Below are 20,377 nucleotides of genomic sequence, written 5' to 3'. Positions count from 1 at the left end.
GACAAGCTGGGGGTGTATCAGGGCTTTCTGAGGGAATGGTTGGAACATTTGGTGGTGGTTAATATCTAAGTTGGAACCTGACCAACAGCACTGGCCGCTATGCTCCCTCTCCCTCTGGGAGAGAGCCTGCCCCGAGCGCAGCGAGGGGGCTTGGGGAGAGGGGATCAAAAAGATGAATCTCTCTACTTTAACACTTATAAATTTACCACCACCGAACATTTTATCCATACATAGCGCAAAATTATGCTCGTAACCCGCTGTTTTTATAGAGATCCTGAATGGTAGAGAATCAGCATACCGGATGCCGATGGGCAGAGTACGACTGCATCCGGGAAACTTGAAAATGCAGAAACCGAAATGCTTGCCATGGCAACTTGAAAATGCGATAGTTGAATTTGATAAACATCACACTGATTGTGAATCGCCAGTACCGAATAAGCCTTAAAGGAGGTCTATATGTTTTTCCCATTCTCCCTACCGTTTTTCCCCTTTAATCTTCACGGGCCGTCAAGTGGAGATCTTAGCTTATTTTCTCCAGAGGTTCACATTGCCGGTAATCCTAAAATTGAGAAAAAAGTCGTGACAGACGTAGCCAGCTATGGCACACAACTCGGAACCTTGTCCAAAGTGGTGCTGGCGCTTGCCGAAGGGAAAGAGAGCGAACATATTGATCAACTTGATCAACATATTGATCAATTGAGGAAAAGGGTAGAGAGAATCAAAAAGATTAAAGAAGACAATGCCGTTAATGCCGAAGAAGACATCAAATATCGATTGGAAGAACTAAAAAACAATCATAAAGAAGTATTCGAACGGGTGATCAAAAGCCATCATGAAGAAATTAAAAAAGCAGAATCCTCTAACCGTTAAATATCGGGCACCTTGAAAGACTCAAGGTGCCCTCAGTGCAATGCCATTAAGTTAGCTGTTGGCCGCTTGTCGTGGTGGGTCGGAATACGCAAGAGAAAACGACGAAGCGCGCGAATCGGCGCGAACCGATCCGCAAAGGTTTGTGTGATCTGGAATTTCGCTTGCGTTGGGGTTCGTTCCCCCCCTCAACTTAACCTGGCCAGGCACCCGCAAGGGGTGCCTTTACAAAAAGTCTTTGCGCCTTTGCGGCTCCAATCGCCGAGCAGTGTTGGGATCCGCGCGCGGGACGGTTTCAGGCCGAGGCGTTGCGGACCGGGTTGTCCAAGCCCCCGAGGTGCTCGATCTCGACCCGCGCCTGGTCTCCATCCGCGAGGAAGACCGGCGGGGTGCGGGCAAAGCCGACGCCCGGCGGTGTTCCCGTAAGGATCAGGGTGCCCGGCAACAGGGTCGTATCCCGGCTGAGGTGGGCGATGAGCTGGGCCACGGAGAAGATCATGTCACTGGTGTGGCCGGTCTGCATGGTCTCGCCGTTAAGTAGACAGCGCACGTCCAAGGCTTGAGGGTCCGGGATCTCATCCGCGGTGACCAGCACCGGGCCCAGGGGACAGAAGCCGTCGAAGCTCTTGCCGCGCACCCACTGCCCGGCACCGCCGTGTTTCTGCCAGCGCCGGGCCGAGACGTCGTTCGCGCAGCTATAGCCGAGGACATGATCCAGGGCCTGCGCCTCCGCCACGTCCTTGGCGGGGCGCCCGATGACGACCGCCAGCTCCGCCTCGAAATCGACCTCCGGACCATGGGTGCAGGATACCGGCAGGACGATGGGGTCCCCCGGACCCGTGACCGTCGTGGTGGGCTTCATGAAGAGGATGGGGTGCTCGGGGATTTGCGCCCCGGTCTCCTGGGCGTGGGCGCGGTAGTTGAGTCCGATCCCGAAGATGTTGACCGGGACGAGCGGGGGCAGCCACTTGTTCACGGCGATCCTCTCTCCGGTCTCGCTCAGGCCCGCGTAGAGGTCGCCTGCCAGCCGGAGTGCGTACCCTTGGTCGCGGCCTCCTTCATCGCCGGGGATCCCGTAGTGGACTGCCCCGGCGGCGTCCTGAAAACGTGCAATGCGCATAGTGGTTGCTCCTGGTTCGATCAGATTCGACGAGGCGGTCATTTTATCCGCAGATTACGCAGATTTCCGCAGATGAGAAACGAAATAATCCGTGGAGATCTGCGTAATCTGCGGATCAGAAAAATCTTCGTGTCCCGTGTGCCTTTGGGGTTCGAACTATCGCAACCAAAACCGCAACCTGGCTACCGGCCAGGCGGGTCATTGGTGGGCGCAGCTCACCCTGCTTTCAAAGGATCTCTCCCTTCGGGAAGGTGTCGCAAAAGGCACCGATCTTCGCCCTTTGACCCCCTCTCCCTAAGCCCCCTCACTGCGCTCGGCGCAGGCTCTCTCCCGGTGAGGGTGTCGCAAAAACCCCGCTCCCGGTGTCTGGTTCCCACGCAGCGCGTGGGAACGAGAAAACTCAGCCTGACTGATGACCATTTGGACCGGCAACTGGGCATTCAGGTTTTACCCGATAGCCAGAAGGGCCAACGAAATATCGGTAGTCCCGGGAGCCGACAAGATGTCGGCGATCCCAGGGGCCGACAGGATGTCGGCGGTCCCGGGCCGGCTGGGACCGCCGTCTTTCAGACGGCTTACGGACCCCATGACCAGCTGGCGGCAACGCTCAGAGCAGACGCCCTCTGGGCTGCACCGGATAACAACGCCGGACAGCCGGCAGGTTTGATTCCCGTGTATACACGAATGCTGGACACCGGCCTGATGCTCTCCGCGGCGCGGAGCTTCCAGCTTCCCACGCAGCGCGTGGGAACGAGAAAGACCGCGTCGGACGTCACCTTTTACGACACCCCCCCACCGGGAGGATGTCGCAAAAGCGGTGGCGTCAGCTGCCAGTCTGTGAAATTTAAACCACAGAGGACACCGAGAACGCAGAGCATTGGCCGCTTCCTTTCTCTGTGTTCTCTGCGTTCTCTGTGGTTCGAAATGATTTTTGCGACACCCTCTTCGGTCGAGATGACGGCGACTGGTTTCAAGAGAAAATTTTAGTGAAACATCGTACTAGAACAACCCCCGGGTCAGGAATCCGTCCACGACCAATATCAACAGCAGGAGCCCCAACCCCAACAGGCTAAAGCCCAGCAGGTGGGAGATCCGGTTCCAGGTCTTAGACGGGGGCGCGACCAGCCGGCTGTCCAGCTCGCCGGAGGCCCGCAGTCGCTCGTACTCGGCGGGGCGTTCTTCTTTGAGCTCCTCCAGGTCCCAGGAGCCGGTGAACATCACCGGATCCAAGGGGAACTTGGCGGGCCGGAAGTGGTTGTTGAAGAAGTGGACCACGAACAGGGTCATGACCGCCAGAAAGGCCTCCAGACCATGGGCCACCGTGGCCAGATTGAACACCCAACCGGGCAGGACGGTGCCCACCGCATCGGAGAACCAGAGCAGGAGACCCGACAGGCCAATGATGAAAGCACCCCAGTACACGGCCCAGTAGTCGAACTTCTCCCAGTAGGTCCAGCGCCCGAAACGCGGCTGCTCGCCTCTGCCGAAGTACCAGCGGAACTGCCCCTTCATATCCTCCCAGTCCTGCCTGCGCGGCAGCAGGGAATCGGGGCCGAACCAGGCGAACTCCCGGTCGCGGAGGGTGCGCACCAGGACCACCCCGGCATGCCCGAAGACGGTCAGCAGGAAGACGACGCCGGCCCAGTGGTGGATCGTATTGAGGGGTCCGGGTCCGCCGAAGAGGGGCACCAAGGTCTGGGCCCAGTCGGTGTTCGGATACATGACCACCATGCCGGTAAAGACCAGCAACATCAGGGACAGGGCCAACAGCCAGTGGTTGATCCGCCAGCCCCAGGCAAAGCGGCGGACGTGCACCCCGCTGCGGGGCTTCTCGCGCTTGATCCGCATGGGATAGCTGCGCCCATCGACCTTGCGATAGATCACCGGGCGTTCCTGCTTTTCGCGCCACCACCAGAGCACCGAATGGGTGTAGAAGAAGAGCAAGACCAGCACGATCAGTGCCCCCATCCCCTTGCCCAGCAGCCACAGGCCGGGGTATTTGGCGAAGTTACGCGTGGTGCCGTGGGGTTGGTACTTGACGAACTGCGCATTGGCCCGCTCGTGGCACTTGCGGCAGGTCTCGACGCGACGCTCCGCGCTCACCGGCGAGGCCGCATCCGATACCCGGACGATGTCGTGACCGGCGTGGCAGTCCACGCACTTGGGGGCGTCCTTGTCACCGTGCCAGGCCAGCTGCCCGTGGGGGCTGGCCATATAGCCGTCGCGCTCGGCGGCATGACACTCGCCGCACTGCTCGGTGACCATCCGATGGGCCGGCAGCTGGGTCAGGTCCGTGACCTTATGGGAGCTGTGACAATCGCTGCAGGTGGCCGAATCGCCGACCCAGGGCCGCTTCAGGGCCGCCCCGTGCAGAGACGCCTGATACTCTCCCAAGGCTTGCTGGTGGCAGGCACCGCACATGGCGGGCGACTCCAGGCGATAGGTACTGGCGCGGGGATCGTCCGCAGGAAAGACATAGTGCGCCGTGTGGCAGGTCGCGCAACCGGCGTTGTTCGGCACCGATACGTCCGCATGGGCGGACAGTGCATAGTCGCGGGTGAAGGCCACCAGCTGCGGCGGTTTGAGCCGCAACCAGGCGGCGCGGTCGGCGGGCATCCATCGATTGCCTTTGACTTGCTCGTGGCAGGTGACACAGTCCACCTTGGCAAGTCCATCCTCCCGGTGTGGCAGTTCCTCGATGTCCTGGTGGCAATCGGTGCAGGCCAGCGCCCCGTGTACGCTCTCCGCGAAGGACTCGGTAGCAATGAACAGCGGCTCCTGCCTGGTCTCCCCGTGCTCCCCAGTCGGGACGCTAAAACCCTTGATGCCGTGACACTCCTGGCACTGGGCGTCCTCGAACGGCTTGGCCCCACACAGGGTAGACATCAGGAGGAGGACCAGGCCAAGGATGAGTGATGAGTGATGAGTGATGAGTGATGAGTGATGAATGATGAATGGGTCTGCCCCGTGGGACTGGGAAGCAATGCGTTCGAGCCGCATTTTCCTAACAGCGTAGACATCAGGAGCAGGACCAGGCCAAGGATGAGTGATGAGTGATGAGTGATGAGTGATGAGTGATGAATGGGTCTGCCCCGTGGGACTGGGAAGCAATGCGTTCGAGCCGCATTTTCCTGTAGGAAAACCCGTCTTCCCCCCCAAGCGCGGGATATGCTCACCATCCATCATTCCACATTCATCATCTGGCTCCCACGCTCCAGCGTGGGAACGAGCCAGGGTATGGGAGCTGCTCACCATTCATCATTCCGCATTCATCACTCATCATTTATTTGGCGCCGACCTTAAAGCCGTGGTTGTCGCTATCCTCCGGGCGCCAGAACTTGGGCGGCTCGCCCCCTTCGAACCAGCGGTGCAACTCGGAGGAGAGGATCTCGTCGAGCAGGGCCTGGACCGCATCGGCCCCCGCCGCGTTGCCTGCGTGCCGGGCCTTCTCGATGGCCTCCCGGACCTCCGGCACCATCTCGATATAGAACCGGTGGGCGACCTCGTACATGCCCTCCCAGTGGGCATAGTCCGGGGCGAACATGGCCGCGCCGTGACGCGCCCGGCGCCCCTCGTGGTGCCACAGGTAAAAATAGGTCCACTCCACCGCCTCGTTGAACTTCACCTTATCGCGCAGGCCGTGCTCGGCCATGGCCGTGACCAGCCGCTTGGCGGGGATCGCGAACTTGTCGTTGTAGAGATTGATGAAGGCATCCAGCTGCTCGAAGTGGGCGTCGGCGATCTTGCGCCCGTGACAAGACTGGCAGATGCTCTTCATATCCTTGCGGCGGTCGATCCAGGATTTGACCTCCTTGCCGGCCGCCTTGGCCTTCTCATCGATCTTGAAGGAGACCGGGGCGCGCAGATTCCAGGAGATGCGGGCGCCGATATCGTGGGTGACCGGCAGGTCCTTGGTGCGGGACATGTGGCAGGTGGCGCAGGTCGGGGCGGCGTTATAGTCCTCGCCCACCACCCACTTGGCCGAGTCCAGATTCATCCGGTCCAGGTTGGCGCGGAAGGCCACCCCGTGGGCCGACTCCTCGAAGATCTCCTTCTGCGGATGGTCGGGACCCAAGTGACAACGGCCGCAGTTATCTGGATGGCGGGCCTGGGCGGCAGAGAACTGGTGACGCAGGTGACAGGCGGAGCAGGCGCCCTTCGAGCCGTCCGGGTTGATACGCCCGACGCCCGTGTTGGGCCAGGTAGCCACATCCAGGGTGCCGTCGGAATTGACCTTGACGATAGAGCCGTGGCAACCGGCGCACCCCATGGTCACCACCGGCGAGGTGCCGTTCAGCAGCGGGCCGCCTTCCACCACCTCGGCCAGGACATTGTCCAGAGACCCCAGGATGTTTCCCGCCGAGGCATGGTGCGAGGCGTCGAACTCGGCCACCTCGCGCTCGTGGCACTGGGCGCAGTCCTTCGGGGAGACGATGGTCGCGATCACAAAATCCTTGTGCAGGATGGCATCTTTCTCCGACTTGTCCGCCGCATGGCACTCATAACAGCCCACATTCGCGGAAAAGTGCTTGGAATGGCCCCACTCGCTGTAAATGCCGGGGCTCTCCTCGCGGTGACAGGACATACAGGTCATGCTCTCCTTGCTGAGCTGCGAGAAGCCTTGGAGGATCTTGACGGGCGCTTCCTCCTCCGGTGCGGAGGGCTCGGGCTCCACCGCGGCCCGGAGCGGCGCTGCCGACAGAAAGAGCAAGGCGACACCGGCGATCAGCCGCGGTGCCCTTGGGAGTACCGAATACATCTGTGCTGTTTCCTCGTTTACCCTGGGACGAATCTATGAATGCGATGCAAGGATAGGGCCAGTATCCGGAGTCCGAAACGATTTTTTCAAGTTGCCATTCCGGTTTGTCGACCAATAGTCATGTTACTGCTGGCTCCCACGCTCCAGCCTGGGGGCCTGTCTGCGTGCAGGGAAGCACAAGCAGGCATCCCGAGGCTCCAGCCTCGACAAGCGACCAGGTGCTAGTCATGTAGGATGCGGTGAGCGCCCGTCGACCGCCCCAGGACCCTTTGCCGGTGCTGGCCTATCCACCCAGGCACGGCAGACAAGGGGCAAGCCGCGAACCGCATCTTTATTGCCGGCTCCCACGCTCCAGCGTGAGAGCCTGGTCTGCGTGCAGGGAGGCACAAGCAGGTATCCCGAGGCTCCAGCCTCGACAAGCGCGACCAGGTGCCAACCCATATCAGCACAGAGAGGCACGGTCCGCTGGAGCGGACAAGACGGCATTCCCACGCTGGAGCGTGGGAACGAGCGCGAGAGCGCGAAATCCATATGCAAGGACCCGGACAGGCACCTTACCGCACCATAGCGGTGCGTCGGGGACACGATGATGTCTCACCTCGGTGCAGATCAGGGGCGCCGCTCGACTGCAAGGTCGCACAGGACGCAAAGCGGGTTGTTCTTATGCTCAATTCCGCTCAAGGGCTAGGGGCGGGCGGGTAGGGTAGTGACTCAGTTCGCGAAAAAACGCAAGGATGCAAGGACGCCAAGACGCCAAGAAAGAACAAAGAAACTTTGCGTCTTGGCGCCATTGCGTCCTGGCGTTAAATGGGCCGGAAAGTGAGCGGCCAAGCATAAAATTTTTGGCTCTTTATGGATTCCGGACTGCTTTGGAGTGCGCCGGCAAAGCGGCGCAGCCGTATCTAACCTCAGCTACGGGGGATACCAGCGGCGTTGGCCGGGAATTCGGGCACTTAGATTCCACCCGCGCCGCGGCGACGGCGCTTTCCCCTGGCCGCAACACCTTGGCCGGGAACGGATACCTCGCCAAATCCAAAGCGGCGGCAGGATTGTGCCACTTGGCCGCCCCCCCGCTTATGCCTGGCGCTGTAGGTTCCGGTAAGCATCGGGGTCAGGTTGCCGCCGCACTCCAAAAGGTCCGGTGGTACCCTGCCATGATCCTTGGCAGTCCGGAATCCATAAAAAGCCAAATTTTTAAACTGAGCCACTGCCGCGGGTAGTGCTGAGAGGCTGTCTGGAAACCATACTTCCACACGGAACAATCTGCGCATTTCACTCCCTCTGCCTCCGGGAGAGTGTCACAAAAATCTTTTCGAACCACAGAGGACACCGAGCGCACAGAGAAAGGCACCGGCCAATGCTCTGCGTTCTCTGTGCCCTCTGGGTTTAAACTTCACAGGCTGGCAGCTGATGCCACCGCTGTTGCGACACCTCCCACGGGGACGGACGTTATTCGTGTCCATTCGTGGTCCTTATGGGGGTCTCGGCGGTTTTGTGGCCTGGTGTGAGCATCCGTAAAGGGCCCATACCAAGCCACGAAGCCACAAAGGACCCTAGGTCAGGCCCGCTACTTGCCCCCGTGTGAGCCCCACTGCCAGGCAACAATCACCATAGCGATGGCCAGGGCGGCGGCAGGGACGATGACGAACCATTCCATCTAGATATCCTCCAGTTCTTTGATGCGACGATAGGCACGATGGTTGATGTACCCGATGATGATGGTGAACACCAACGCGATAATAGAGCCTACGATGGTTATGAATGGGTGCTCGTTCCCACGCTCCAGCTTGGGAACGCCATCTTGTCCGCTCCAGCGGATGCAGCTCTCGGTGCTGATCGGCGTTGGCGGTTAGCCTACCTGACACCTACCGAGGCGCTTAATCGACGCTGGAGCGTCAAGATCCCTCCTCCGTCGGGACCAGTTTACTCCCACGCTGGAGCGTGGGAACAGCGCGGCGCTGCACAAAAACATTTCTGCCTCTTGCTTGGGCGGGAATCGCGAATCCTTTGAACCACGGATGGACACGGATAAATACGGATCACATCCGTGTTTATCCGTGTCTATCCGTGGTTCTTCGGTGCGGTTCGTTATCCAACCTGACCTGGATCAGCCAGCGAAGTTGGAAGAGCCGGAGCCCTTCTTCCCTTGGGGGAGGAGGGGGTCACGCCTCGTCGGTCTGAGGCGAAGCCTCGTTAGGTATTAAGCCGGGCCTGTGCTGAAATAGCGGCCTGTATCGGCAAGCTCGAACCAGGCACGAGTAAGCAAGATGGCAATACCCACAGGCTTCGTCCGGTGGTCCACGGCGGAATCCCGTGCCGCGGGGCGGATCTCGATCCTGGCTATCGCCGAGACCCTGTTCGCCGTTGCTCTCTATTGGTGGATCGCTATCCGGTTCGATACCCATATCCATCTGGTCACCAGCCTGTTCGTAGCCCCTCTCTTATTACTCCGTTCGGAGCGATCCATCGCGGCCGGTGTCGATTGGTTCCAGCGGGATTGGTTCGGTTTTGAACACTATGCTGAATGGCCTCGCGCCCGAAAAGGCGTCTGGCTCGTCATTCTGGCCCTGACTAGCTTTGCTGTCAGCTGGTGGGTATCCAGCTATCTGGCCCAGGCCTGGCTCGTGGACCAAACCGGTCCGATGCTGTTTCTCTCTGCCGCCTTGATAGGAATGATAGGGGTCTTGCTCGGCCTTATGGTTGCCATGGCTATGGCTATGGCTGTGGCTGTGGCTGTGGCTGTGGCTGCTGGGGCTGGGGCTGGGGCTGCTATGGCTGCTGTGGCTGTGGCTGTGGCTATGGCTATGGTTGTGGCTGGGGCTATGGTTGGGGCTATGGTTGTGGCTGTGGCTGGATTTACGGTCAGGGCCATGCTGGTCCGGCTGATGGCGACCCTACGGTTTCTGGCGCCCGACGGCATCCGGTCACTCCCCGCCAACTGGCGGGAGAACAATTTCGTCATCGATAGCCTGACCCCCGCGGAGCTGGTACCAGGTATCGGAGAGCATAATGAAACCTTCACTCTGAAGGGGATGATTAAGGAGTTCAAGGAAGCAGAAGATAGGAAATGGGAAATTGTGTGGTTCCTTATCATACTGGTCTGGTTCCTACCGGTCCTTCTCTACCGCTTGAATATCAAGGCCACCTGTTGGTTTTATTGGCCGCTGGTGTTTCTGCTGCGACCCCTGCCCGACGATGACCGGATGGAGCGGAGACGACATGACCTCTGCTGGCCCTGGACCAATCCCGCGCAACTCCTTTTGATCCTTGCGGGTCTTCCCTGGTTCGTTGGGTCTTTGGTTGACATTGAGTCATTACTCAGGCTTCCCGATTGGCCTGCCGTAGCCTTCTGGTTGGAATATGTCCTGATCCTGGACTGGTCGGCACTGGAGGTCTGGCACTGGGTGAATCTGGTGATTGCCGTGACCGGCGCCCTGATGCTTTTTATAGCGGGCAGTGCGGTTGCTTCTTACCGGGCTGGGTTGGATTACGGCGAGGAAAAATCCTGGTCCCTGCCGGTCATGCACGGCCTCTGGCGTCTGCGGACGCTGGCGGTCATCGCCGGTCTGCTGCTGGCCCTGGGTTCCGTCCTGGTCCATCTCCAGCCCGAGTGGTTGGCGGTCCTGCTGGGACCACAGGCCCAGGCGTTGAGGGATTTTTACGGATATTGAGTCCTGAACACTCTCCATCGAGTGTTGAAGACTCTCTGCTGAGTGTTGAACACTCTCCGTTGAGTCCTGAAGATTCATCGTTGAGTCTTGAACACTCTCCGGCGAGTCTTGAACACCCTTCGTTGAGTCCTGAACACTCTCCGTTGAGTGTTGAGGACTCTCCGGCGAGTCCTGGAGACTCATCGTTGAGTGTTGAACACTCTCCGCTGAGTCCTGAAGACTCTCCGGTGAGTGTTGAACAGGCCCCGTCGAGTCCGGCACTTCACCGTATTAGAACCACGGATGAACACGGATAAACACAGATTGTGATCCGTGTCTATCCGTGTCTATCCGTGGTTCTTCGGTGCGATTCGTTTGAGAACGCCCCCTACGTGCCTGCTACGGGAGAGAAAGATCAGCGGTGAGGCATCGATCGGATAGATATGGAAGGGATCACTGATGAGTTCCATTCGTGGTCCTTATGGGGGTGTCAGCGGCTTTGTGGCCTGGTGTGAGTATCCGTAAAAGGCTCACACCAAGCCACGGAGTCACAACGGGGCCCGCTACTTGCGCCCGTGTGAGCCCCACTGCCAGGCAACAATCACCATGGCGATGGCCAGGGCGGCGGCAGGGACGATGACGAGCCATTCCATCTAGGTATCCTCCAGTTCTTTGATGCGACGATAGGCACGGTGGTTGACGTACCCGATGATGATGGTGAACACCAACGCGATAACAGAGCCTACGATGGCCATGAGTGGGTGCGCCGTGGCATAGTTTTGCGCCAACCAGGCGATCAAGGAGGCATCCATGGCAACACAGACTGCAAAGACGACCTTGAGCCATCCGATTTCTTCCTTGAGACGATCAGTTCTTGACATGGATGCCATCTACCCTGGTGGTTGCCCCGCACAGCATCCCCAGCGTAACACCCCGGCCACTCGATCGAAACGGATTTCTCGCCGCCAACGCAAATGCGGCTCACAAGCCTCTGCGGCCGGGTATGAGCTATATTGAATATAGGAAAAAGTCAGCCCGTCCCCGCGGGTGTGGAGAACCTTTTGACCCTAGGGGCGAAAAATTTCCCGCCCCTACCGCCCTTTGACCCCCTCTCTCCAAGCCCCCTCGCTGCGCTCGGCGCAGGCTCTCTCCCGGTGGGAGAGGGGCTTTTGCGATACCCTCTGACGTGTGGCGGCAACCGGCTGTCCCGGTGCTTCGATCACCAGCTTCCAGCGCCCGGAAGCCGACGCCTGGCGACTGGCAGCCGGCAGTCGGTGGGCACAGCCCACCCTACCGACAACGCACATTGGCATGATGCCTGCCTGTTTGATAGCTTCAGTAATTCGACATGCTACTGCGTCGGATCTGGAATGGGCACCGCAACGCCACTCCATCGAGTAGGGACGGCGGGTAGTGTTTTAGTTTTGTTGTTCTGCTCGTTCCCACGCTCCAGCGTGGGAATGCAGGTGTGGCCGCTCCAGCGGCCAAAGTTTCATGACGCTGGAGCGTCCGGACTTGCTCCCACGCTGGAGCGTGGGAGCCAGAGAGAAAGCCGACGCCTGGTGACTGGCAACCGGCAGTCGGTGGGCACAGCCCACCCTACCGACAACGTGCGTTGGCATGACGCCTGCCTGTTTGATAGCTTCAGTAATTCGGCATGCTACTGCGTCGGATCTGGAATGGACACCGCAACGTCACTCCATCGAGTAGGGACGGCGAAGCCCGACCGCGAGGGGGGGGAGGCGTCGGTCTGTGGTGCCGACGCCCTGACGGGACTTGACAGTTAGCTGCTGACCGCTTGTCATGGTCGGTCAGGATGCGGAAGAGAAAACGACGAAGCGCGCGCATCAGCGCGAATCCATGCGCGCGGATGCGCATGATTCGTCGTTTTTCCTCTTTTTCGCTGACCGGTAGCGCTTAACTTAATGGCAGTGGGTACCAACGAGTTGGTCACCTACGATCGGGAGATTACAATGAAATTGGTCATGTATTTTGTTATCGGCCTGTTTCTGGCTGCCTGTCAATCGAGAGATCATGTCAAACTTATTTATCCTGACAAAATTTATGAACATACCGAGTGGACAGAAGATGAGCTCAAACAGGATATTGCCATTCGTCATCTTCATCGTGGTACGGATTCCAGCACTCACTTAGTGCGTTTAACAGGAAAAGAGTCCCCGCATTTTCATGACCGGCATGACTTGACGGTCTCGGTCATTTCGGGAACTTCGATTATCCATTTCAAAAACCATGCGGTCTCTTTGCTGCCGGGCGATGTGATTTATATTCCAAAAGGAATCTTGCATTGGGCCGAAAACACAGATCCCGTCGCCAGTGTGGTTTTCGCAGTGTTTTCGCCGGCTTTCGATGGTAAGGACAGACGCAAGGCGGAATAAATACCTGGCTATTCAACCCGACAGCCGCTTTTCGTTGGCAGGTCGCTGCCTATCTGCCCGATCTGTACCGGACAAACCGCCTCATTATGGTGCGGTTTGCTGCGCTCACCGCACCCTCGGCCACGCTCGGAATGTAGGATGTGGTGAGCCGCCGGGCGCGGGACGCGCCCGGTGGCGAACCGCATCGAAAGGGAAACGACGAATCCCGCGCATCCGCACGCATCAATTTTTTCGCGTAGCCCGTAGGGTGGGCTGTGCCCACCGGGTAGGCTGAACACCGCATGTTGGGCACCTGTCTGCGTGCGGGACGCACAGGCAGGTGGGCCATCCAAAGATGCGGTTCGCGCCGCTTCGTGATGCCATCCTGTAAGACCTGCCGCGCTCATCACATCACCGATGCGGTTCGCTGTCTGCCTACCCCCCCTCATGGAGCGATAGGTTAGGTCGGCACAGACAGGCATCCCTGGGGCAGTAGGCAGACGCTCACCGCATCCTATGGCTGATTGATTTATTTTATGGGCGGTGGGCGCAGCCCACTACCGACAACGCGCGTTGGCATGACGCCTGCTTGTTTGATAGCTTAGAGATTCGGCGCACCAGAGCGCCGAATCTGTCTATGGGTCCCGCAACGCCCACTGCGTCGATAAGAACACCTGGTACCAGCGAGATCAGCGATGAGCCTTCGTGCCCTCCCTGCAGCGCAGGGACTCTATGACCCTACCCGCGAACGCGATGCCTGTGGCGTCGGCTTTGTCTGCAACATCAAGAACCGTAAAAGCCACACCATCATCCGCCAGGGCCTGGAGATTCTGCAACGCCTGACCCATCGTGGTGCGGTGGGGGCCGATCCCAGGGCGGGTGACGGGGCCGGCATCCTGATCCAGCTTCCGGATGCCTTCTTCCGCGCCGTCGTGGATTTCGAACTGCCGCCTGTCGGCCAGTACGGCGTCGGCCATGTCTTTCTGCCCCAGGCCGCGGACAAGCGTCATGAGATGGAGACCCTGGTCGATCGTCATCTGACGGAGGGTGGACACCGGATTCTGGGCTGGCGCGATGTGCCGGTGGACAACCGCGACCTGGGGGAGAGCGTGCTCCCCACGGAGCCCTTTATCCGCCAGGTCTTCGTCGGCCGTCCCGCCGACTGCCCGGACCAGGACGGCTTCGAGCGCCGGCTGTTCACCACCCGCAAGGGCATGAGCAACGCGATCCGCCGGGCCGGCATCGACAAGACCGCCTATTACGTGACCTCCCTGTCTTCGCGCACCATTACCTACAAGGGGATGTTGCTCGCCGATCAGGTGGGCCGCTTTTACCTGGATCTCAAGGACGAGCGTTTCGCGTCCGCCCTGGCCCTGGTCCACCAGCGCTTCTCGACCAATACCTTCCCCACCTGGGACCTGGCCCAACCCTTCCGCATGATCTGTCATAACGGGGAGATCAATACCCTGCGCGGCAATGTCAACTGGATGGCGGCGCGCCGGCATACCATGAGGTCCGAGGTCCTGGGCCCCGACCTGGACCGGATCTGGCCCCTGATCGCCGAGGGCCAGTCCGATTCGGCCTGCTTCGATAATGCTTTGGAACTCTTGGTGATGGGCGGCTACTCCCTGGCCCACGCCATGATGCTCCTGATCCCCGAGGCCTGGGCCGGCAACGACCTGATGGACGAGCGGCGCCGCGCCTTCTACGAGTATCACGCCGCCCTGATGGAGCCCTGGGACGGCCCCGCGGCGGTGGCCTTTACGGACGGCCGCCAGATCGGCGCCACCCTGGACCGCAACGGCCTGCGCCCGGCCCGCTATCTGGTCACCAACGACGATCTGGTCATCATGGCCTCCGAGATGGGGGTGCTGGACATCCCCGAAGAGAAGATCGTCAAGAAGTGGCGCCTGCAGCCGGGCAAGATGTTCCTCATCGACCTGGAGCAAGGCCGTATCATTGACGATGCGGAGCTCAAATCAGAATTGGCCGGCTCCCGGCCCTACCGGGACTGGCTGCATAAGACCCAGATTGCCCTGGATACCCTGCCCACGGACGTGGCCCCCATGGCCCCGGACGGGGAGACCCTGCTGCACGCCCAGCAGGCCTTCGGCTACAGCCAGGAAGACATCAAGTTTCTGCTCACCCCCATGGTCCTGACCGGCCAGGAGGCGGTGGGCTCCATGGGGGCGGATAACCCGCCCGCGGTGCTCTCCCGCCGTGCCAAGCACCTCTCGACCTATTTCAAGCAGAACTTCGCCCAGGTGACCAACCCGGCCATCGACCCGATCCGCGAGGAGCTGGTGATGTCCCTGGTGTCTCTGATCGGCCCGCGACCCAATCTATTGGGGCTGACGGAGGCTGGCCGGCATAGGCGCCTGGAGGTCAAGCAGCCGGTCCTGACCAACGAGGACCTGGAACGGGTCCGCCATATCGAGGACAACACCGGCGGTGCCTTCCGCACCCATACCTTGGACATCACCTACCCGGCCGATCAGGACGCCGCCGGCATGGCGCCGGCCCTCAAGCAGCTGTGCCAGGACGCGGAGGATGCGGTGCTCGAGGGCTACAATATTCTGATCCTCTCCGACCGCCACCTGAACCGGGACTACATCGCCATCCCGGCCCTGCTGGCGACCTCCGCCGTGCATCATCACCTGATCCGCCAGGGCCTGCGGACCAGTTCGGGCCTGGTGGTGGAGACCGGCGCGGCCCTGGAGATCCACCACTTTGCGACCCTGGCCGGCTATGGGGCCGAGGCCATCAATCCCTATCTGGCCTTCGATACCATCAACGAGCTGCTGCCGCGGCTGCCCGAGCGGCTCGCTTTCGAGGCGGCCCAGCAAGGCTATATCAAGGCCGTGGGCAAGGGGCTGCTCAAGGTGATGTCGAAGATGGGGATCTCCACCTATCAGTCCTATTGCGGGGCCCAGATCTTCGACGCGGTAGGGCTCGCCACCCCCTTCGTGGATGCCTACTTCACCGGCACCCACACCCAGGTGGAAGGGGTCGGCCTCGACCAGATCGCCCAGGAGGCGGTGCGCTGGCACCAGGCTGGCTATGGCGGCGCCCATATCTACCGCCGGCACCTGGACGTGGGCGGGGACTACGCCTTCCGTCTGCGCGGCGAAGACCATGTCTGGACGCCCCAGACCATCGCCAAGCTCCAACACGCCACCCGCGCCAACCAGGCCGAGACCTATGAGGAATACGCCCGGCTGGTCAACGAGCAGAGCGAGCGACTCATGACCTTCCGCGGACTCATGGATTTCAAATGGGCAGACCGACCACTGGCCCTGGAGGAGGTGGAATCTGCCACCGAGATCGTCAAGCGCTTCGCCACCGGGGCCATGTCCTTCGGCTCCATCTCCTACGAGGCCCACTCCACCCTGGCGCGGGCCATGAACCGGCTCGGCGGCAAATCCAATACCGGCGAGGGGGGCGAGGAGCCGGAGCGCTTCAACCCGCTCCCGGACGGGTCCCGTAACCCGGAACGCTCCGCGATCAAACAGGTGGCCTCCGGGCGCTTCGGAGTGACCATCGAGTACCTGGCCAACTCCGATGACATCCAGATCAAGATCGCCCAGGGCGCCAAGCCGGGTGAGGGCGGTCAGCTCCCCGGCCACAAGGTCAACCGGCAGATCGCCCGGGTGCGCCACTCCACCCCTGGCGTGGGCCTGATCTCGCCGCCGCCGCACCACGACATCTACTCCATCGAGGACCTGGCCCAGCTGATCCACGATCTGAAGAACGCCAATCCCCAGGCCCGGATCTCGGTCAAGCTGGTGTCCGAGATCGGCGTGGGCACGGTGGCCGCCGGGGTCTCTAAGGCCCACGCCGACCATGTGACCATCGCCGGCTACGACGGCGGCACCGGCGCCTCGCCCCTGACTTCCATCAAGCACGCCGGCTCGCCCTGGGAGATCGGCCTGGCCGAGACCCACCAGACCCTGGTGCTGAACCGGTTGCGCGGGCGTATCGCGGTCCAGGTCGACGGGGGCATGCGCACCGGCCGCGACGTCGCCATCGCCCTGCTGCTCGGCGCCGACGAGATCGGCTTCTCCACCGCTCCCTTGATCGTCTCGGGCTGCCTCATGATGCGCAAGTGCCACCTCAACACCTGCCCGGTGGGGTTGGCGACCCAGGACCCGGAGCTGCGCAAGAAGTTCACCGGCAAGCCGGAGCACGTCGTCAACTACTTCTTCTTCGTGGCCGAGGAGGTGCGCCGCATCATGGCCCGGCTGGGCTTTGCCAAGGCCAATGACATGATCGGGCAGACCGATCGCCTGGCGATGCGCCGCGCTATCGACCACTGGAAGGCCAAGGGCCTGGATTTCACCAAGCTCCTGACCAAGCCCCAGGTCCCCGCGAGTGTCGCGCTCTATAACTGCGAGTCCCAGGACCACGGCCTGGACAAGGCCCTGGACCTGGAGCTGATTCGCCAGGCCGAGCCGGCCCTGGAGCGCGGCGAGCCGGTGCGCATCGAGCTCCCGGTCAAGAACTATCACCGCACCTTCGGCACCATGCTCTCGGGCCGGGTAGCCGAACGCTACGGCCTGGCCGGATTGGCCGACGACACCATCTATATCAAGGCCAAGGGCGTCGGCGGCCAGTCCTGGGGTGCCTGGGTCGCCAAGGGCGTTACCATCGAGCTGGAAGGCGAGGCCAACGACTATGTAGGCAAGGGCCTGTCCGGCGGTCGCCTGGTGGTCTACCCGCCCCGGGAATCGGGCATGGCGGGCCGGGCCGAAGACAACATCATCGTCGGCAACACCGTGCTCTACGGCGCCATCGCCGGCGAATGCTACTTCCGCGGCGTGGCCGGCGAGCGCTTCTGCGTCCGCAACTCGGGCGCTAAGGCGGTGATCGAAGGTGTGGGCGACCACGGCTGTGAGTACATGACCGGGGGCGTCATGGTCTGCCTGGGACCGACCGGCCGCAACTTCGCCGCCGGCATGTCCGGCGGCATCGCCTATGTGCTCGACGAGGAAGGGGGCTTCGCCCGGCGCTGCAACATGGCTATGGTCGAGCTCGAGCCCATCGTGGCCGAGGACGACGCCCTGGAGGCCCTCCACCAGAGCGGCGACCTGGAGACCATGGGCCGGGTGGACGTGAGCCACGACATGACCCGCTTCGATGCCGTCCGCCTGCGCCAGCTCATCACCAAGCACCTGCACTACACCGCAAGCCCGGTGGCCCAGCGCATCCTGGACGACTGGACCGCCTATCTGCCCCGGTTCGTCAAGGTCATGCCCGTGGATTACCGCCGCGCCCTGACCGAGATGCAGGCCCAACACCGGCGGCCGCCCCGGCTTCCCGCGCGGCAGTCATTAGGTCGTGTTGACATTTGATCGAGGAGTAAACCCTAACCTCCCGGCTTGTCTCCTAATCGTACAGGATTAACAAGATTTCCAAGATTAACAGGATGTTAGTCAGCATCGAAGACCGAGGCCCAATCTTGTTGGAAACTACCAAGCAGATCATCCAGCTCTTGTCTGGCGCTTTGACACCGGTTATCGCGGTCATTGCTATCTATATCGCGTGGCGTCAGCACAAGACTGCGCGTGATAAGCTAAAGCTCGATCTCTACGACCGCCGTTTCAAGGTCTACCGTGGACTGATCGGTCTATTCGATGCCGTAATTCGCAACGCTAAGATCACTTGGGAAGACCTCGCTCGTTATCACTCGGAAACAAACGAGAAAAAGTTCCTGTTCGAAAAAGACATTCTCGATTACATGACTGAAGTGCGTGATAAGGCAATCCATCTATACAAAGTCAAAAGTCAGAAGGAACAAGCACGGACGAAAGATGACAAAGACGCCCATAGCATAGCGGTCGACGAAGAAGCTGAATTGTTGACTTGGTTTACCAACGAACGTAAAGTGGTGGCGGATCGGTTTGCATCGTACCTCGCGTTCAAACAGAATCTATAACCTTGTTAGAGCGTGTAAATGCGGAAGCTTACTATTATAGGATTGGTGCTCGTAGCGGTTCTGCTTGCGCTTGCGCTTGCGATGCTGGCGCCTTTCGATATCGGGGAGGTAACCGTTTCTTTCCGTTTTCACTCGGAGGCAAAACGAGCTCTTAAAAGACTTGGACTTCCCGAAGATGCAACAGAGGTCTCTGATATTACCGTCGAAGGTCCGGATGGAACCATGCCCGAGATCGCTACACGTTCATTCATCTCCGGCGGCACCGTCGATGCCCTACATCGATTTTTCCATGAAAAATGTGACAATCAGGGTTTTTTCCATCCCAGCGACGACCTACTGAATCTACAGCCTGAAACCCTATGTGAAGGGCGAAGGCCATCCGGCGCTTTCGAGGTACTCCTATTCACCGAGTGCGCGGATAATTCCTGTTTTGTCTACATTGAAGTAAGACACTTTATTATGTGATAAAGGGGGTTCCCATGAGTGACCGAAATGATATTAAACCAAACCGAAAGGGATGGAGGCAGCTCAGTTATACTTGTCGGTGCGGTTGGGTCGATTGGGGCCACGCCCTGCCCCGTGGCCCTTCACAATTGAAACACCAGATCGATAGTGCATTCAAGTCAATTCCCCAATCTCAAATGCGCCAGATCTGCGGTGAGGTAAGTGTCGAGGAAAGCTACCGTCTCTGGGACGAGTATTTACCACGGGGATTTAAGGGCTTGCGTAATCGAACATCCCGGCCCCTTCTTTTTCCAAGCGTGGAATGTGACGGTGGCAACAATAGCCTATCTTTTCCCACCGTTCTAACAAGTGTCAAGCCTATGAACAGCGGCGTAAACTGGGTGCGTCTGAAAAGGCGCTTTGTGGATGGGCGCCTTGTAAATGCCAGACGGGCGATCAACGTATCGAGTAAAGGAGAGGTGTCTCTGCGCTGACTTAAGGACGGATATGCTCTCACAATCACTGGATCATGAGAGCCGGAGAATTCACGCCTCGTCGGTCCGAGGCAGAGCATCGTTAGTCGTTTACGCCGCCTGACATCCCATGACCGACCATCAGAATAACAGCGATGCCTACGACAGCCCCTGGAAAGAGGTACTCGAACATGCCTTCCCCGAGTTCATGGCCTTCTATTTCCCCGCGGCGCACGCCCAGATCGATTGGGCACAAGGCCATGAATTCAAGAATACCGAACTGCGCCAGGTGGTGCGTGACGCGGAACTCGGCAAACGTTTTGCCGATACCCTGGTACAGGTTACCCTCAAGGATGGCGAACAACGCTGGATCTACATCCACATCGAGGTCCAGGGGCAACGCGACAGCGACTTCGCCAAGCGCATGTTCACCTATAACTACCGGCTCTTCGACCGCTACGCTCGTCCCATCGCCAGCCTCGCCGTGCTGGCCGATGAGGATGCCGGGTGGCGACCCGACCACTATGGTTTCGAGGTCCTGGGTTGTCGCCATACACTCGAATTTCCCGTTGTCAAACTCATCGACTATGCGGACCGTGCTGAATTACTCGGAGCGAACCCCAACCCCTTCGCCCTGGTTACCGCCGCGCATCTGCGTACCCGTCAGACCAAGAACGATCCCCAGGCCCGCTATCGGGCCAAGCTCAGTCTCGTGCGTTCGCTCTACCGGCAAGGGTGGGACAGGCAACGCGTA

General features: G+C 60.1%; 13 protein-coding genes. 8 read left to right on the top strand and 5 right to left on the bottom strand.

The window, feature by feature from the left end:
* The first annotated feature begins 456 nt into the window (after nt 1-456).
* Nucleotides 457-870 carry a hypothetical protein gene (locus E1958_RS18520; RefSeq protein WP_133513188.1) on the top strand — a complete coding sequence of 138 codons (414 nt, stop codon included), beginning with the start codon at nt 457-459 and terminating at the stop codon, nt 868-870.
* 292 nt (nt 871-1,162) lie between these two features.
* On the opposite strand, the gene E1958_RS18515 is transcribed toward E1958_RS18520, so the two are convergent.
* Nucleotides 1,163-1,987, bottom strand: coding sequence for a fumarylacetoacetate hydrolase family protein (locus tag E1958_RS18515; RefSeq protein ID WP_133513187.1), 825 nt, complete (start codon nt 1,985-1,987; stop codon nt 1,163-1,165).
* 502 nt (nt 1,988-2,489) lie between these two features.
* Between E1958_RS18515 and E1958_RS20555 the strand changes: the two genes are divergently transcribed.
* Nucleotides 2,490-2,654, top strand: a complete 165-nt coding sequence (locus tag E1958_RS20555; RefSeq protein WP_166664700.1) for a hypothetical protein — start codon at nt 2,490-2,492, stop codon at nt 2,652-2,654.
* A 332-nt stretch (nt 2,655-2,986) separates the two neighbouring features.
* Here the strand turns inward: E1958_RS20555 and E1958_RS18510 are convergent, their stop codons facing one another.
* Together E1958_RS18510 and E1958_RS18505 are read right to left on the bottom strand one after the other, a co-directional pair.
* Nucleotides 2,987-4,873, bottom strand: a complete 1,887-nt coding sequence (locus tag E1958_RS18510; RefSeq protein WP_208108620.1) for a cytochrome b/b6 domain-containing protein — start codon at nt 4,871-4,873, stop codon at nt 2,987-2,989.
* A 397-nt stretch (nt 4,874-5,270) separates the two neighbouring features.
* Complete coding sequence (locus tag E1958_RS18505; RefSeq protein WP_133513185.1) at nt 5,271-6,746, bottom strand: multiheme c-type cytochrome; 1,476 nt, start codon at nt 6,744-6,746, stop codon at nt 5,271-5,273.
* 2,267 nt (nt 6,747-9,013) lie between these two features.
* Here E1958_RS18505 and E1958_RS20550 point away from each other — a divergent pair.
* Nucleotides 9,014-10,417 (top strand): hypothetical protein, encoded by a 1,404-nt coding sequence (locus E1958_RS20550; RefSeq protein WP_165742100.1) that lies wholly within the window; start codon nt 9,014-9,016, stop codon nt 10,415-10,417.
* A 326-nt stretch (nt 10,418-10,743) separates the two neighbouring features.
* Here E1958_RS20550 and E1958_RS21720 read toward each other — a convergent pair whose 3' ends face one another.
* Both E1958_RS21720 and E1958_RS18500 read right to left on the bottom strand, forming a co-directional pair.
* Entirely contained in the window at nt 10,744-10,866 is a 123-nt protein-coding gene (locus E1958_RS21720; RefSeq protein ID WP_279381412.1) for a hypothetical protein, read from the bottom strand.
* Nucleotides 10,867-11,049: 183 nt separating this feature from the next.
* Nucleotides 11,050-11,277 carry a hypothetical protein gene (locus E1958_RS18500; RefSeq protein WP_133513184.1) on the bottom strand — a complete coding sequence of 76 codons (228 nt, stop codon included), beginning with the start codon at nt 11,275-11,277 and terminating at the stop codon, nt 11,050-11,052.
* A gap of 1,092 nt (nt 11,278-12,369) precedes the next feature.
* On the opposite strand from E1958_RS18500, the gene E1958_RS18495 reads away from it, so the two are divergent.
* The 5 genes from E1958_RS18495 to E1958_RS18475 all read left to right on the top strand — a co-directional run.
* The gene (locus E1958_RS18495; protein ID WP_165742104.1) at nt 12,370-12,792 is read left to right on the top strand and encodes a cupin domain-containing protein; all 423 of its coding nucleotides are present in this window, start codon (nt 12,370-12,372) and stop codon (nt 12,790-12,792) included.
* Nucleotides 12,793-13,466: 674 nt separating this feature from the next.
* Nucleotides 13,467-18,122 (top strand): glutamate synthase large subunit, encoded by a 4,656-nt coding sequence (gene gltB, locus E1958_RS18490; RefSeq protein ID WP_133513182.1) that lies wholly within the window; start codon nt 13,467-13,469, stop codon nt 18,120-18,122.
* Between the two features lie 74 nt (nt 18,123-18,196).
* On the top strand, nt 18,197-18,706 hold the full coding sequence (locus E1958_RS18485; protein WP_133513181.1) for a hypothetical protein: 510 nt from the start codon (nt 18,197-18,199) through the stop codon (nt 18,704-18,706).
* A gap of 18 nt (nt 18,707-18,724) precedes the next feature.
* Entirely contained in the window at nt 18,725-19,171 is a 447-nt protein-coding gene (locus E1958_RS18480; protein WP_133513180.1) for a hypothetical protein, read from the top strand.
* 582 nt (nt 19,172-19,753) lie between these two features.
* Nucleotides 19,754-20,377, top strand: a 624-nt coding sequence (locus E1958_RS18475; RefSeq protein ID WP_208108619.1) for an Rpn family recombination-promoting nuclease/putative transposase, incomplete at its 3' end; no start/stop codon positions are given.

The organism is Candidatus Thiosymbion oneisti, assembly GCF_004359955.1.
Lineage (GTDB): Bacteria > Pseudomonadota > Gammaproteobacteria > Chromatiales > Chromatiaceae > Thiosymbion > Thiosymbion oneisti.
Note: the sequence above shows the minus strand (reverse complement) of the source record. Positions and strands in the feature narration are given on the sequence as shown.

Excerpts from the sequence above, each read along its gene's own strand:
- E1958_RS18520 (WP_133513188.1), top strand. The coding sequence starts at position 457 with ATGTTTTTCCCATTCTCCCTACCGTTTTTCCCCTTTAATCTTCACGGG.
- E1958_RS18515 (WP_133513187.1), bottom strand. The coding sequence starts at position 1,987 with ATGCGCATTGCACGTTTTCAGGACGCCGCCGGGGCAGTCCACTACGGG.
- E1958_RS20555 (WP_166664700.1), top strand. The coding sequence starts at position 2,490 with ATGTCGGCGATCCCAGGGGCCGACAGGATGTCGGCGGTCCCGGGCCGG.
- E1958_RS18510 (WP_208108620.1), bottom strand. The coding sequence starts at position 4,873 with ATGTCTACCCTGTGTGGGGCCAAGCCGTTCGAGGACGCCCAGTGCCAG.
- E1958_RS18505 (WP_133513185.1), bottom strand. The coding sequence starts at position 6,746 with ATGTATTCGGTACTCCCAAGGGCACCGCGGCTGATCGCCGGTGTCGCC.
- E1958_RS20550 (WP_165742100.1), top strand. The coding sequence starts at position 9,014 with ATGGCAATACCCACAGGCTTCGTCCGGTGGTCCACGGCGGAATCCCGT.
- E1958_RS21720 (WP_279381412.1), bottom strand. The coding sequence starts at position 10,866 with ATGGAACTCATCAGTGATCCCTTCCATATCTATCCGATCGATGCCTCA.
- E1958_RS18500 (WP_133513184.1), bottom strand. The coding sequence starts at position 11,277 with ATGTCAAGAACTGATCGTCTCAAGGAAGAAATCGGATGGCTCAAGGTC.
- E1958_RS18495 (WP_165742104.1), top strand. The coding sequence starts at position 12,370 with ATGAAATTGGTCATGTATTTTGTTATCGGCCTGTTTCTGGCTGCCTGT.
- gltB (WP_133513182.1), top strand. The coding sequence starts at position 13,467 with ATGAGCCTTCGTGCCCTCCCTGCAGCGCAGGGACTCTATGACCCTACC.
- E1958_RS18485 (WP_133513181.1), top strand. The coding sequence starts at position 18,197 with ATGTTAGTCAGCATCGAAGACCGAGGCCCAATCTTGTTGGAAACTACC.
- E1958_RS18480 (WP_133513180.1), top strand. The coding sequence starts at position 18,725 with ATGCGGAAGCTTACTATTATAGGATTGGTGCTCGTAGCGGTTCTGCTT.